Source organism: Pseudaminobacter salicylatoxidans, assembly GCF_003148475.1.
GTDB lineage: Bacteria > Pseudomonadota > Alphaproteobacteria > Rhizobiales > Rhizobiaceae > Pseudaminobacter > Pseudaminobacter salicylatoxidans.
The window spans coordinates 27,349-41,565 of sequence record NZ_QGGG01000009.1; the positions used below are offsets into that span (position 1 = coordinate 27,349).

Consider the following 14,217-nt stretch of genomic DNA (forward strand, 5'->3'; position numbering starts at 1 on the left):
GCTGCCATCAAATGGACCTTATGAGCAGTTGCTCCACGATATCGCTGGATGCCGAAAGCTTTCGGTACCGTTCAATGGCTCGCAGACAAGACATCGTTGGCTTTGAACTGAGCAGTCAATTCACGCCTCGAACCAGTACACCCGGTGTCTTCCCGAAGTGCGTTACGCCGCATGCTTGTCGGACGCGGCACTTTCCAACATCTTCAGCAGGTCTGCCTGACGTCTTTGGAAGCGCTCAAGGGCGGCCAGCTTCACATGGCCGTAGCCGCGGATTTCTTCAGGCAGGCGGGCAAGCTCGATGGAGATCGTAAGGGTCTGTGTCGTCAATCCTCCCACCAGCCGTTCGACAAGGCCGAAATAATCGTCGATCAGACGGCGTTCCATCTTCCGCTCCTCCGTATGGCCAAACGGGTCGAAACGCGTGCCGCGCAGCCCCTTCAGCTTCGTCAGCAGCCAGAAGGCTGGCTCGACCCAGCGGCCGAGCGCGATCTTGGCGGGATGGCCGGTGCGCGGGTCGATGCGGGTCAGCATGGGCGGGGCGAGATTGTACTTCACCTTGTAGCCGCCCTCGAACTGTTCGGCGAGCCGACGGCGAATGGCGGGATCGAGATGGAGCCGGGCCACCTCGTATTCGTCCTTGTAGGCCATGAGCTTGAATGCCGCCTTGGCGACCTCCGTGGCAAAAACTTCCTGCCCCGGCGAAATGCGCGCCTCGGCCTGCCGCGCCTTCTCCACCAATACGCGGTAGCGCGCCGCATAGGCCGCGTCCTGATATGCGGTCAGGAATTGCGAGCGATGCGCGACGATCTCGTCGAACGTCTTTTCCTCTTTCGTCGCCTCGATCAGTCCAGCCTGCCTGCTCACGGCTTGGGGATCGACGGCCGAAAGGCGGCCCCAGGCAAAGGCCGCGCGGTTCATGGCGACGCCCGCTCCGTTCAGGTCGATGGCCTTTTCGATTGCCGCGCGACGTATGGGGACAAGACCTTTCTGCCAGGCATGCCCGAGCAGGAACATATTGGCCGCAATGCTGTCGCCGAAAAGCGCGGTGGCGAGCTTCATGGCCGGTAGCGTGGTAACGGCACCGTCCGCCCCCGCATTGTGCAGCCGCCGCAGCGTCGCGCTCTCGCGAAAATCGATGGTGGTGTCCTTCACGAAGGAAGCGGTCGGCGCGAAATGGTCGTCGACCACCGCGCTGGTGCGGCCCTTTGCGAAGGTGGCGATCGCCGATTGCGAGGCCGCGACCACCAGGTCGAAGCCGAGAACGAGATCGGCTTCGCCGGGGCCGATGCGCGCCGCATTGATGTGGTTCGGCGCCCGCGCGAGGCGAATATGCGAAACCACCGCCCCGTTCTTCTGGGCAAGACCCGTCTGGTCGAGCGTGACCAGCGACAGGCCGTCGAGATGCGCGGCCTGTGACAGCACCGCGCTGACCGTGACGACGCCGGTGCCGCCGATGCCGGTGAGCAGCATGCTGTAGGGACGCTCGCCAAGCTCCGGCAGCGTCGGCTCGTCGAGACCGGCATCCGCGCCGGCTGCCGCCCGGGCTTTCGGCTTGCGCAAGGCGCCGCCCTCGATGGTCAGGAAGCTTGGGCAAAAGCCCTTGGTGCAGGAAAGATCGGTGTTGCAGCTCGACTGGTTGATGGCGCGCTTGCGGCCGAATTCGGTCTCGCGCGGCTCGACCGAGATGCAGTTGGACACGGCCGAGCAATCGCCGCAGCCTTCGCAGACCAGCTCGTTGATGAAAGCGCGTTTCGGCGAGACCGGGTAGCTTCCGCGCTTGCGGCGACGGCGCTTTTCGGCGGCGCAAACCTGATCGTAGATCAGGACGCTGACACCCTCGACCTCGCGTAGCTCGCGCTGGACGGCGTCGAGCTCGTCGCGATGATGGAGTTGTACCTCGCGTGGAAGCTGCCCTGCCAGAAGCTCCGGGCGCTCCGACACGACCACGACGCGTCGCGCGCCTTCGGCCAGCACCTGCCCCACGATGAGCGGCACCGACAATTCGCCATCGTGACGCTGGCCACCGGTCATGGCGACGGCGTCGTTGAAGAGGATCTTGTAGGTGGCATTGACCTTGGCGGCGATTGCCGCGCGGATGGCGAGCACACCCGAATGGAAATAGGTGCCGTCGCCCATATTGACGAAGATGTGCTTCTCGTCGGTGAAGGGCGAAAGCCCGATCCACGATCCGCCCTCGCCGCCCATCTGGGTGAAGGTCGCAGTGTCGCGCTCCATGCCCACCACCATCATGTGGCAGCCGATGCCGGTGGAAGCGCGGCTGCCCTTGGGCAGCACGGTGGAGGTCGAGTGCGGGCAGCCCGAGCAGAAATAGGGCTCGCGCGTCAGGAGGCCGGGCTCAGAGGGAACCGGCGCGGCGAGCTTTGAAATGTGTTCTGCTCTCGCGGCGAGGTCCGGCGTCCTCTCGCCCAGCCAGGCCAGGATGGCGCGCGCCATGGCAAGTGGGCCGGTCTCGCCGAGCGAAGACAGGAGCGGCGCGCCGCGCGTGTCGGTCTTGCCGCTCACCAGCGGGCGATGGTCGGCCGGCATGTTGAAGAGATGCGACTTGATCTGCTCCTCGATGACCGGTCGCTTTTCCTCCACAACCAGAAGCTCTTCCAGCCCTTCGGCGAAGTCGCGCAGGCCTTCCGGCTCCAGCGGCCACACCATGCCGACCTTGTAGAGTTTTATGCCGAGCTTTTTCGCGCGCGCCTCATCAATGCCGAGCAGGGATAGCGCGCCCATCAGGTCGAGCCACGACTTGCCGGTGGAGACGATGCCGAGGCGGGCGGAGGGCGCGGCCCACACTTCGCGGTCGAGACGGTTGGCGCGGGCGAAGGCCAGAACGGCCTGCATCTTCACTTCCAGCCGCCGCTCCATTGCATGAGAAATATCCGGCCAGCGCATGGACAGGCCATCGGCCGGCAGGGTGAGATCGGGCGTCACGATGGTCAGCCGCTCGGGATCGAGATCGACCGTGGCCGAGCATTCGACGATTTCGGTCTGGCACTTGAAGCCTGTCCATGCACCGGAATAGCGGCTGAGCGCCCAGCCGAGCAGGCCGTAGTCGATATATTCGCCCACACCGGCAGGCGACAAAAGCGGTACCATGGCCGAGATCAGATTGTGCTCGCTCTGGTGCGGCAGGGTGGACGACACTGCGCCGTGATCGTCGCCCACCAGCAGCAGTACGCCGCCATGCCTGCCGGTGCCCACCGCATTGGCGTGGCGGATGACATCCATGCTGCGGTCAACGCCCGGCCCCTTGCCGTACCACATGGAAAATACGCCGTCGTAGCGCGAACCGGGAAACATGCCGGCCTGCTGCGTGCCCCACACCGCGGTCGCGGCCATGTCTTCGTTAAGGCCCGGCTGGAAGACGATATGGCTGGCCTTCAGGTATTTTCTGGCACGCTCCGCCTCGCGGTCGAACCCGGCCAGCGGCGAACCGCGATAGCCGGACACATAACCCGCCGTATTGAGCCCGGCGGCAAGGTCGCGCTGGCGCTGCACCATCATCAGCCGCACCAGCGCCTGCGTGCCCGACACCAGGATACGCCCGCGTTCCAGGGCGTAGCGCTCGTCCAGCGCCGAGGGCATCGTGACGGGCAGCGCGGGTGTGCCCTTCGTCTCCCGGAGTTGTGCTGCGGTCATAATCCCCCTCATCCCTAGGGCTTTCTCAGGCCGGTATGTCGGCCCTGCGGCCGACACCATCGACATTGCCACGGCCGGAGCCCACGCCGGCCAAGCGCAGGCCCGCCGTCCCGCTGTCGACGCGTCGGTTGGGGACAAGCTGGTCGATCGGGGCAGCCATCATGTTCTGCTCTGCGCCTGCGGCGCCTCTCCTGGTGGAATGCCCGCAGCTTATTTCGCTTGCACTATTTGTCAAACTTATATTGTTTAGATGTCAGCACTGGCTGTCGTTCATCGGGAGGGAGACGATCCGGGCAATTCATGCGAGGATCGAGCCGACGGAGGAAGTATGCCGATCGAATATGAGGACGTGGTCCGCACAGGCGTCGCCAAGCAGGTGGCGGACAAGATTCGCGTGGCTATACTGGATGGCCGCCTGAAGATCGACGAGCGCCTGCCGACCGAAGAGGAACTGGCCAGGAGCTTCGGCATCTCGCGCCCCACGGTGCGTGAAGCGCTGAAGCGGCTGGCGGCACAAAACCTCATCCGCTCTCAACGCGGCCCGACTGGCGGCACCTTCGTCAAGCGCCCGGACCCGGAGGGGCTTTCCTCCGCCATCACAGGTGCTGCCACGCTTCTGGTCGGAGTCGGCGCCTTCGACATCGACGAGATCATCGGAGCGCGGCTGGAGACGGAGGCCATCTGCTGCCGGCTGGCCTGCGAGCGCCGTAGCGAGAACGACCTTGCGGGGATGCGCGCCGAGATCGCGCTTCAGCGCTCGGCTTCGCTGAGCGACGAGGATTTTTGCGCTTCCGACGTGCGCTTCCATCGCGCGCTGGTGACGGCCGCGGGCAACGGGCCGCTCAGCCTGATGATGTACACGGTGGTCGAGGCTTTCATGCCTATCACCAACATGATCGTGTTTCGGGTGCGCGAGCGCAACCGGGTGGCCACCTTCCACCAGCGGCTGGCCGACAGCATCGAGGCGCGCGATTCGGTCGCGGCCACGGCCGCGCTGTCCGAACTGCTGGCTTATGTCCGCGAAAGCTATGCCGGCAGCCTGAAACGGCGGGCAGAGCGGGAAGCCGCGCAGCAGCGCGGCTGACCCATCATCATCATTCAGATTCGATTTGGAGACTTCAAGAATGAGTGAAACTTTCACCGCAATGATGCTGGAGGACGTTGACGGCAAGCCCAAGGCCGGCTTCCGGCAGATTTCCAGGTCCGATCTGCCCGATCATGACGTGCTGGTCGAAATCAGCCATTCGAGCCTCAACTACAAGGATGGCCTGGCGGTTTCCGGCAAGGGCCGCATCGCGCGCCGCCTGCCCATGGTGGCCGGCATCGATCTGGCGGGCACGGTGGTGGAATCGCGCTCGGCCGCCTGGAAGCCCGGCGACAAGGTGATCGTCAATGGCTGGGGGCTGTCGGAGACGGAATGGGGCGGCTATGCCCGCTTCCAGCGGTTGAAGCCGGAATGGCTGACGCGCCTGCCCGACGCCTTCTCCATGGAACAGGCAATGGCCATCGGCACGGCCGGCTATACCGCAGCACTGTGCGTGAACGCGCTGGAAGACTGGGGCACCATCCAGCCGGGCAAGGGCGAGGTGCTGGTGACGGGTGCTGCCGGTGGCGTCGGCTCTACCGCCGTCAGCCTGCTTTCGGCGAAGGGCTATACGGTGGTGGCCTCGACGGGGCGCGCCGAAACGCATGACTATCTGCGCGGACTTGGCGCTTCTTCCTTCCTCGACCGTGCCGAACTGGCCGGCGATGTGCGCCCCTTGCAAAAGGAGCGTTGGAGCGGCGCGGTGGATTCGGTCGGCTCGACCACACTCGCCAATGTGCTGGCGCAAACCGTCTATGGCGGTGCGGTGGCGGCCTGTGGTCTTGCCGGTGGCGCCGACCTGCCCGGCACGGTGATGCCGCACATCCTGCGCAGTGTGGCGCTGATCGGCGTCGATTCCGTTCATGCCCCGCAGGCCAGGCGCGATCGCGCCTGGCAGACGCTGGCCGACCATCTCGACCGCGAGAAGCTCGCAGCCATGACCGAGGTGCACAAGATGAGCGAACTGCCGGATCTTGCCGGCAAGATCCTCGCCGGCGCTGTGCGCGGCCGCATCGTCATCGAAATCGCATAGGACGGAAACAGTATCATGAGCGACACCGTACTTTGGGAAAAAGACGCGCAGGATGCCTTCGTCACCCTGACGCTGAATCGTCCCGACAAGATGAACGCCATGAACCAGGAGCTTGGCGACGCGCTGGAGGATGCGATCGGGCGCGCGGTGAAGGATCCTGAAATCCGCGCCGTGATCATCACCGGCGCGGGCCGGGCGTTCACCGCCGGCTTCGACCTCGGCGGCGAAGACTTCGAGATGGATGCCGAGGCCTGGCGTGAGGACATTGGCGCCAATATGCGCCGCATGCAGATGATCCGCGAAGCGCCGATCCCGATCATCGCGGCCGTCAACGGCTATGCGCTGGCTGGCGGGCTGGAACTGATGATGTGCTGCGACATGACCATCGCGGCCGAGGACGCGATGCTGGGCGAGCCGGAGGTGCGCCACGTGTCGGCCCCGCCGACGCTGATGCTGCCCTGGACCGTGCCGATGATCCATGCGCGCCACCTCATGTATACCGGCGACCTGATCGACGGGCGTGAGGCCGAACGCATCCATCTGGTCAACAAGGCGGTGCCGCGAGACCAGTTGAAGGCGGAGGCTGAAAAGCTTGCCCGCAAATGCGCGCGCATGCCCGGTGCGGCGATCAAATTCGCCAAGGCCGCCCTCAACCATCAGCAGCAGACCGCCGGACTGGACAGCTCGTGGACCTATAACCGCGAGACGACCGCGATCCTGCATGCGTCGGAGGAAGGGCGCTACTGGATGCGGCTCCTGAAGGAGCATTCACTGAAGGATTTTCTGGCGATCCGCGAAAAGCCGTTCCGCGATCTCGACTGAGCAGAAATCAGGTCAGGCGCTTGATGGCGCCTGGCCGCTTCCCGCCTGCAGTGCCTCGAAAATCTCCGCATGGTTGCGCAGATAGCGCGATTGCACGATCTGGCCCTTGTCGGAGAGTTCGCCTCGGGTGCGATCGGCCGGGGCGTCGGCCAGCGCAAAGCGCGCGACGGCGGTGGAACTGCCGCCGTTTTGCCTGTTCCAGCGATCGATTCGGGCGGCAAGCACCGCCGCCAGATTTGGCTCGGCCCTTCCGGCGACCGAGGGAAAGGCCAGCGCCACGAGCCGCTCCCGGTTCTCTCCGGAAATCACGATGTCGTCGAGAAGCGGCGCGCAATGCGCCAGCAGCCCTGCGCGCAGCGGGCCGGTGCGGACCTTGACGCCGCTCGACAGCTTGAAATCCTCGGCAAGACGGCCGTCGAAGGCGAATATGCTCACACCGTCCGAGCGCGTACGCAGCAAGGCCGCGTCCCCGGTGCAGTAGAAACCTTGTTCGTCGAGCGGCAGGTCGACGCGTTCTCCATCGATGAGATAGCAAGGTGCAACATTGGGACCGGCGACACGCAGTTCGCTGCGGCCATCGACATCCACCAGGGCGATACGGTGACCGGGCAGGGGGTGCCCCAATTCGCCGGGTTGCTCGAGCGGCGCGGGCGAGAGGCAGATCGTGGATGCCGCTTCCGTCGCCCCATAGCCTGAGAGAATGCGGAAATCGCCATGGGCGTCGCGAAACGCCGCAAGCCGGCGCCACAGTTCGGCGTCTATACCCGCACCGGCGAAGAAGATCGCGCGCAGCGTTCGCGTGAAGGCGTTCGCGGCGGCCGCGTCATTCTCCAGACGGTCGAGCAGCAGGCGCAGTCCCAGCGGAACGGCGATGTGCATGGTGGGGGAAACCTCCCCGATCAGCCGCACCGTCGCGTCCATGGTCGCGGCGCTCGGGGTTGCATCGACATGCAGCGTGCCGCCGTTCCAGATCATCTTGAAGATGTTGTCCAGGCCGCCGAAAACGTGATGCCAGGGCAACCAGTCGACCAGCACGGGTGGTTGAACGGTCAGGAACGGCCACATGGTCGCGATCGCTGTCTGGTTGGAGGAGATCATGCCGCGCGTGATCGGCACGCCCTTCGGCGCCCCGGTGCTGCCGGAGGTGAAGAAGATTGCCGCCCAATCATCGGGCGATGCGTCGAGTTCTTCGGCATTGCCACCGGCTGTGCAATCCAATGCCGCCGTGAGACCGGCAACGGAAACGGCACCCATGCCGGCAATGGCCGGATGATTGTCGGGCGCGACGATCAGCCTGGGATTAGCGGCGCGCAAAAACGGCCGCGTCGCGTCATCATGCACGCCGGCGCGAAAGGGGAACGGGGGCAGGGCGGTATGAACGAAGCCGCCGGCAAGGCAGGCAAGCTTGAGCACCAGCGCATCGATGCCGGCCGGCGCGAGCATGGCCACGCAATCTCCCTTGCGCAAGCCATGGCGCGAAACCAGCCGCTTGCGAAGCGCATGGGCGCGCGCAAGCGCCTGACCGTAGGAAATGGAGCGTCTTTCGTCGTCCGCAGGTTCGGACAGCAGCACCCGGTCCGGTTGCCTGTGCGCCCAATGGCTCAGGCGCTGAAAAATGTCGGGGCGGTCGTGGGGAAGCGCAAGTGCGTTGCGATAGACGATGCGGCCAGCGCCAGCCCGCTCTTCCGGCATTGCCGGCATGTCGGCGAACAATCCAGTCACAGGCTGCCCTGCTTCTGCGGGGCTTCGCCCTGCCGCGCCGCCAGGGCCTTTTCATAGACGCTCGACTGGTAGGCGATGAGCTCCTCGAAAGCGGCGATCGCCGCCGCGCCGTCGCGGGCGCGCAGCGCGTCCAGAATGTCGGAATGCAGCGCCACGACACGGCCGCGCTCGCGAAAGCGGAAGGAGATCATGTTGGTGGCAGGTATCAGCGAATCATTCACCACCAGCATGATGAAGCGCAGCTCATTGTTGCCGGTCGCCTGCGCGATGGCGTGGTGGAAGGCGACATCGAGGCGGCAGAATTCCTCGTCCGATATGTCGCTGCGTTCAAAGGCTTCCAGGGTCGATTCAATGGTGGCGAGGTCTTCCTCGGCAGCGCGCTCGGCGGCAAGCTGCACGCAGGTGCGCCCCAGCAGCAGCCGCGCCTCGACGATTTCGCTGAGCCCGAAAACGCCGAGCCCCACGAACCACGTCGTCATCTCCTGCAGCATCTGGCTTGCCGCCGTCAGCGACGGGGCGTTGACGAAGACGCCGCCATTGGGGCCGCGCTTGGAGCGCACCAGCTTCTTGGCCGCAAGGATCTTCAAGGCTTCACGCACCGTCGGCTGCGAAACGCCGAATCGCTTCGCCATTTCGGCTTCCGAAGGCAGTCGCTCCGCCACGCTCAGTTCGCCCTGCACGATTTCCTGCTGCAGCGTCGTTGCGATCTGGTGCGCCAGGCTCTTTGTCGCCCGAATTTCAGGTCTGGCCTCCTCCACGCTTTCCTCCTCGGGTTTTCAATTCTTATTTAAATATTACAATGTCGAAATTGTTGACCGCCATGATAAAAGATGCAAGCGTTCTCGTAAGGGAGGGCTGCGCCTGCTTCCGGCAGCCTAACAACAAGAAATCGCAGTGGGAACATGGGAGACTGTTCGATGAAGCTGACCAGGCGTGAATTCACTGCCGTCGCGACGGCTGCCTTTGCCTCTATGGGTATGCCGCGGCTGGCGTCCGCGCAGTCGTCCCTCGTGGTGCCCACCTATGGCGGGCTTTGGGCCAAGTTCTGGGAAGATCAGCTTCTGCCCGGCTTCAGCGCCGCCACCGGCGTGCAGCCGCAGATCGATGTCGGGCTGGGCAAGGATTTCGTGTCCAAGATCCGCGCTGGCGGCGACCGCTCCCCCTACAGCATATTCATGGGCAACGAGAACATTGCCGCCGTGCTGCGCGCCGAAGGCTTTTTCGAGCCGTTCGACCTGGCCAAGCTGCCCAATGCGCAGAATGCCTTTCCCCAGTTCGTCAACAAGGATGCCAACGGCATCCGCGCCATCGTCTCGCCCATCGGGCTTGCCTACCGCACCGACATGGTCAAGACGGCACCGACCTCCTGGCATGATCTTTGGGAGAATGCGGAATTCAAGGGCCGGACCGGCCTTTATCAGATCGGAAATACCGGCGCCGTTGTGTTCCTGCGCCTGGTGGGCGAGCTGTTCGGCTCGGGTCCGGACGATTTCGACACCGCATTCGCCAAGATCAAGGAGCTTTTGCCCTTTACGCAGGCTTCGTGGAGCGGCGAGCTTTCGACAGCGCTGGTCCGTGGCGACTGCGTGATCGCGCCGCTGGACTGGACCGAGGCGATGGTGCTGCAGGACAAGGGTGCGCCGATCGCCATCGTTGCGCCGAAGGAAGGCGTGCTTGCCTTCGAGCAGTCCTTCAATCTGGTCAAGACCGGTGCCGAAAAGGACGCCGCCCACGCCTATCTCAACTATGTGCTGGACGCCAAGGTGCAGCACGATATGGCAGCGGCCTTCTATACCTCGCCCTGCAACAAGGAGTCGCCCGTCGATGCCGGGATGCAGAAGCGCACGCCCATCGTCGGCGATCGCATGGCCGAGATACGCAGCTATGACTGGGACAGCTATGTGGACAAGGCGGCCGACATCGCCGACCGCTGGAACCGCGAAATGGCCTGAGCCGCACGGTAGCAGTTTGCCCCGCGGGCAGGCCCGGCGGGCGAGGGGGAATCGTAAGGGGACCGGATGACCGCGCTGACCATCGACCGTATCAACAAGCGATATGGCGACCTGCACATCCTGAAGGATATTTCCGTTCCGATCGGCAAAGGCGAGTTCATCTCGCTGCTGGGCCCGAGCGGCTGCGGCAAGACCACGACGCTGCGCTGCATCGCCGGCTTCGAGCGTCCCGACAGCGGCCGCATCCTGTTCGGCGACAGGGACGTGACCCGCGCCCTGCCAGAACATCGCGACATCGGCATGGTGTTCCAATCCTATGCGCTGTTCCCGCATATGACCGTTGCCGAAAACCTGGCCTTTGGGCTGGAGGCCCGCAAGGTGGCGCCCGCCGAGCGCAAGCGGCGCATTGCCGAGGTGCTGTCGATGGTGCGGCTGCAAGGCTATGAAGCGCGTTTTCCCCGCGAGCTTTCCGGTGGCCAGCAGCAGCGCGTGGCGCTGGCGCGCGCACTTGTCATCGAGCCTTCGGTCTTGCTGCTCGACGAGCCGTTGGCCAATCTCGATGCGACGCTGCGCGATGAAATGCGCTTCTTCATCCGCGACCTGCAGCAGCGCGTCGGCATCACCAGCATCTACGTCACGCACGACCAGTCCGAAGCCATGGTCATGTCGGACAAGATCGTGGTCATGAACGGGGGCGTCATCTCGCAATTCGGCTCGCCGCGGGACATCTATGAGCGCCCGGCCTCGCAGACCGTTGCGGGCTTCATCGGCCGCTCCAACACCATTGCCGGGACGATAACCGAAACGCTGGGCGCCGACAGCTACAAGGTCGAGACGTCCTGCGGAACCATCGGCACGCATGGTCCTTCAGGGCTGGCCAGGGGCGCCGATGTGCGCGTCATGATCCGTCCCGAGAACATCCGCACCGGCCGGCATGGAGAGGCCGCCGATGCGCCCGCCTCCGATGAGAACATACTGGGCGGTTCCGTCGTGAGCGCCACCTATCAGGGCAACGCCACGCAGTTGCAGGTGCGGATGGCCAGCGGGGACGGGATGGTCGTAGACGTCAGCGGTCGCGATTCACTTGCGGTGGGCGACCAGGTGACGCTGCGGTTTTCGTCGCGCAACGCGTGGCTGCTGGCGTCATGAGCGCGACCGAAGCCGCCCCGCGCGTCGAAACACCGACGATCGGCGTCGGAAGGATCGGTCCCGTCTGGATGCTGGTGCCGGCGCTGGTGCTGCTGATTGGTTTCTTCGTGCTGCCCTATCTCAGCATCATCACCATGAGCCTGCGCGAAGCCTCGACCCGCGCCGTCTATGGCGAAGGTTTCACGCTGGCGCATTATGCGACCGCGCTCGGCGATCCTTTTATATGGCGCATCCTTGGCCGCACCTTGCTGATGGGCGCAATCGTCACCGTGATCACGCTGTTGCTCGGTTACCCGGTTGCCTATCATCTTGCCAATTCGCGGTCGCGCTGGACGAGCCTGCTCTATATCTTTGTGCTATCGCCGCTGCTGGTCGGCCTCGTCGTGCGCACCTTTGCCTGGATGATCATCCTGTCCAACAACGGCGTCGCCAACAAGGCGCTGATGGCCATGGGGCTGGTCGATTTTCCGCTCCAGCTCATGAACAACTCGCTGGGCGTAACGATAGCGCTGACCCATGTGTTCCTGCCCTTCGTCATCCTGCCGCTGCTTGGCAACCTGCAGGCGATCAGCCCCGACCTCGCCATGGCCTCGCGATCGCTCGGCAATTCGCGCATGCGCACCTTTTTGAAGGTCACGTTGCCGCTCAGCCTGCCCGGCATCCAGGCCGGAAGCATCCTGGTCTTCGTCCTGTCCATCAGCGCCTATGTCACGCCCGCAATGCTGGGCGGCACGGGCGGGCGCACCATGTCGGTGCTGGTGGTGCAATATCTGGTCGACAATTTCCGATGGCCGGCTGGCGCGGCACTCGCCATCATCATGGCAATCGTGGCCCTGATCGTCGTCGGCCTGTATCTCAAGCTGACGGCGCGCGCCATGCGGAGGCTGCCATGAGAGGCGCAGGCGGCGTCGAAAAGACAATCTGGGACCGGCTGTTCCTCGTGCTGGTCGCCGCGATCTACATCTTCCTGATGTTCCCGATCGTGCTGGTGGTGCTGCTTTCCTTCAATTCCGGCGAGTTCCTCGCCTTCCCGCTGGAAGGCTTTTCGCTGCGCTGGTTCGAGGCGCTGTTTTCCAACACGCGTTTTCTGGAAGCCACGTCCTACTCGCTGCGGATCGCCGCGATCTCCATGATCGTCAACGGCGTCATCGGCACGCTGGCCGCAATCTACGTTGCCCGCCACGCCGGAAACAATCGTGACCGCATCAGGCTGGTTATGACCAGCCCGCTGCTGGTGCCGGAAATCCTGACGGCGATCGCGTTGTTGTTCTATTTCTACGAGATCGGCATCGGCACCGACTATTCCATCGGAATCCAGATCGGCCACATCGTCGTCACCTTCCCCTATGTCTTCCTCAACGTGTCGTCGGCGCTGTTCAATTTCGACCGTTCGCAGGAGGAAGCTGCGCGCAGCCTGGGCGCCGGGGGCTGGATGACGTTCCGCCGCGTGACGTTGCCGGCGATCAAGCCCGGCATCATCACCGGCTGCCTGTTCGCCTTCGTCATCTCCTTCGACATCTTCAACATCTCGCTGCTGCTAAAATCGCTCGGCCGCAACACCTTGCCGCTGGAACTGTTCGACTATCTGCGCTTCAATTTCGACCCGACCGCCGCGGCCATCGCTTCGCTCAGCATCTTCCTGACCTTTGCCGCGATTCTGATCATCGATCGCACGGTGGGCTTGCGGTCGCTGAGGTTCTGAGGAGGTCGGCGGCAGGTCCGATGGAAATAGTCATGGCGGTTGCGCCCGCTTGCTTGACAAAGGCGAGAGCCTAAAAATACATTTCAATATCAGAATAAAAATCTGACAGGACCGCAAACGACAACAATACCGCGAAACGCGGATCAGGGGAACGCAGTCACGGTGACCGTACCACGGCAAGGGCCGTCGGCGCCGTCAGCACAATGAGGAGGGTTCACATGCAACGTTATCTTTCGTCCCTGCGTGTCGGGGCGCTTGCCGCCGCCGCCTTTTTTGGCGCGATGGGAACATTGGGTGCCGCCGAGTTGCCGAAGTCGCCCGAGGTGGCCGAAACCGGCAAGCTGGCGATCGCCAACACGCTTGAGTACGCCCCGTTCGAATTCATCGACGAGAACGGCAAGCAGGTCGGCATCAATATCGAGCTGGCCGAGGAAACAGCCAGGCTGCTCGGCGCCGAGCTCGACGTCACGCGCATGCCGTTCCCGTCCATGGTGCCGGGGTTGGCTGCGGGGCGTTTCAAGGTTGCCTGGGAGACTTTTGCCGCCACCGACGACCGGTTGAAGCAGGTCGATTTCGTCATGTTCATCAAGTCCGGCATCGTCGCCTCCACCACGGCCGACAAGGCGGCCCAGTTCCAGGGCGAGAACAATCTGTGCGGCAAGCGCGTCGGCGTCATCGGTGGCGCAGTTTCCGATTTTATCGCCGACCGGCTGAGTGCCGAATGCAAGGAAAAAGGCTTGCCGGAGATCGCAAAGAGCATCTTCCCCGAAGGCAAGGACATTATCCAGGCAGCACTTTCCGACCGCGTCGACGCGCGGCTCGATGACGCCACCGCTTCGGGTTATTTCGAAGTGACCAGTAAGGGCCAGATGGTGGTTGTGCCCGGCCTTTACGATGTCGCGCCGCTCGGCATCGCCGTGCCCAAGGGCGACAAGGAAACCGCCGAAATGCTGCGTGCTGCGCTGCAGGAGCTCATCCAGAACGGCACTTACAAGACGATCATGGCCAAGTACGGCATGACCAGCGCCATGATCGAGGAAGCCTACGTCGTCGACGCCGCCGACAAGATTCGTCAGTAACCGCTCGAACCCGGCGTCGCTCG

12 protein-coding genes are annotated in these 14,217 nt (G+C 63.9%); 8 read left to right on the forward strand and 4 right to left on the reverse strand.

Annotated elements, in window-relative coordinates; genetic code table 11:
* Positions 1-162 precede the first annotated feature (162 nt).
* A complete protein-coding gene (locus tag C7441_RS13390; protein ID WP_109613288.1) occupies positions 163-3,651 on the reverse strand; it encodes an indolepyruvate ferredoxin oxidoreductase family protein in 3,489 nt (1,162 codons plus the stop codon).
* A 25-nt stretch (positions 3,652-3,676) separates the two neighbouring features.
* Complete coding sequence (locus C7441_RS24265) at positions 3,677-3,814, reverse strand: hypothetical protein (RefSeq protein ID WP_210205644.1); 138 nt, start codon at positions 3,812-3,814, stop codon at positions 3,677-3,679.
* A gap of 165 nt (positions 3,815-3,979) precedes the next feature.
* On the opposite strand from C7441_RS24265, the gene C7441_RS13395 reads away from it, so the two are divergent.
* The 3 genes from C7441_RS13395 to C7441_RS13405 are packed head-to-tail and all read left to right on the forward strand — an operon-like array spanning position 3,980 to position 6,590.
* Entirely contained in the window at positions 3,980-4,735 is a 756-nt protein-coding gene (locus C7441_RS13395) for a FadR/GntR family transcriptional regulator (RefSeq protein WP_109613289.1), read from the forward strand.
* A gap of 40 nt (positions 4,736-4,775) precedes the next feature.
* Complete coding sequence (locus tag C7441_RS13400) at positions 4,776-5,768, forward strand: MDR family oxidoreductase (protein ID WP_109613290.1); 993 nt, start codon at positions 4,776-4,778, stop codon at positions 5,766-5,768.
* Between the two features lie 15 nt (positions 5,769-5,783).
* Positions 5,784-6,590 carry an enoyl-CoA hydratase/isomerase family protein gene (locus C7441_RS13405; protein ID WP_210205645.1) on the forward strand — a complete coding sequence of 269 codons (807 nt, stop codon included), beginning with the start codon at positions 5,784-5,786 and terminating at the stop codon, positions 6,588-6,590.
* A 12-nt stretch (positions 6,591-6,602) separates the two neighbouring features.
* Here C7441_RS13405 and C7441_RS13410 read toward each other — a convergent pair whose 3' ends face one another.
* Together C7441_RS13410 and C7441_RS13415 are read right to left on the reverse strand one after the other, a co-directional pair.
* Positions 6,603-8,312, reverse strand: coding sequence for an AMP-binding protein (locus C7441_RS13410; protein ID WP_146201466.1), 1,710 nt, complete (start codon positions 8,310-8,312; stop codon positions 6,603-6,605).
* Positions 8,309-9,070: a FadR/GntR family transcriptional regulator gene (locus tag C7441_RS13415; RefSeq protein WP_109613293.1), complete on the reverse strand. Its 762-nt coding sequence runs from the start codon at positions 9,068-9,070 to the stop codon at positions 8,309-8,311. Before C7441_RS13415 ends, C7441_RS13410 begins: the two co-directional genes overlap by 4 nt.
* Before the next feature lie 159 nt (positions 9,071-9,229).
* Here C7441_RS13415 and C7441_RS13420 point away from each other — a divergent pair, with 159 nt between their 5' ends.
* From C7441_RS13420 to C7441_RS13440, 5 genes are all read left to right on the forward strand, one after another.
* Complete coding sequence (locus C7441_RS13420; RefSeq protein WP_109613294.1) at positions 9,230-10,264, forward strand: extracellular solute-binding protein; 1,035 nt, start codon at positions 9,230-9,232, stop codon at positions 10,262-10,264.
* Positions 10,265-10,330: 66 nt separating this feature from the next.
* Positions 10,331-11,413 carry an ABC transporter ATP-binding protein gene (locus C7441_RS13425; RefSeq protein WP_109613295.1) on the forward strand — a complete coding sequence of 361 codons (1,083 nt, stop codon included), beginning with the start codon at positions 10,331-10,333 and terminating at the stop codon, positions 11,411-11,413.
* Positions 11,410-12,306: an ABC transporter permease gene (locus C7441_RS13430; RefSeq protein ID WP_109613296.1), complete on the forward strand. Its 897-nt coding sequence runs from the start codon at positions 11,410-11,412 to the stop codon at positions 12,304-12,306. Before C7441_RS13425 ends, C7441_RS13430 begins: the two co-directional genes overlap by 4 nt.
* Positions 12,303-13,115, forward strand: coding sequence for an ABC transporter permease (locus tag C7441_RS13435; protein WP_109613297.1), 813 nt, complete (start codon positions 12,303-12,305; stop codon positions 13,113-13,115). Before C7441_RS13430 ends, C7441_RS13435 begins: the two co-directional genes overlap by 4 nt.
* A gap of 218 nt (positions 13,116-13,333) precedes the next feature.
* Positions 13,334-14,194: an ABC transporter substrate-binding protein gene (locus C7441_RS13440; protein ID WP_109613298.1), complete on the forward strand. Its 861-nt coding sequence runs from the start codon at positions 13,334-13,336 to the stop codon at positions 14,192-14,194.
* Positions 14,195-14,217: the final 23 nt, after the last annotated feature.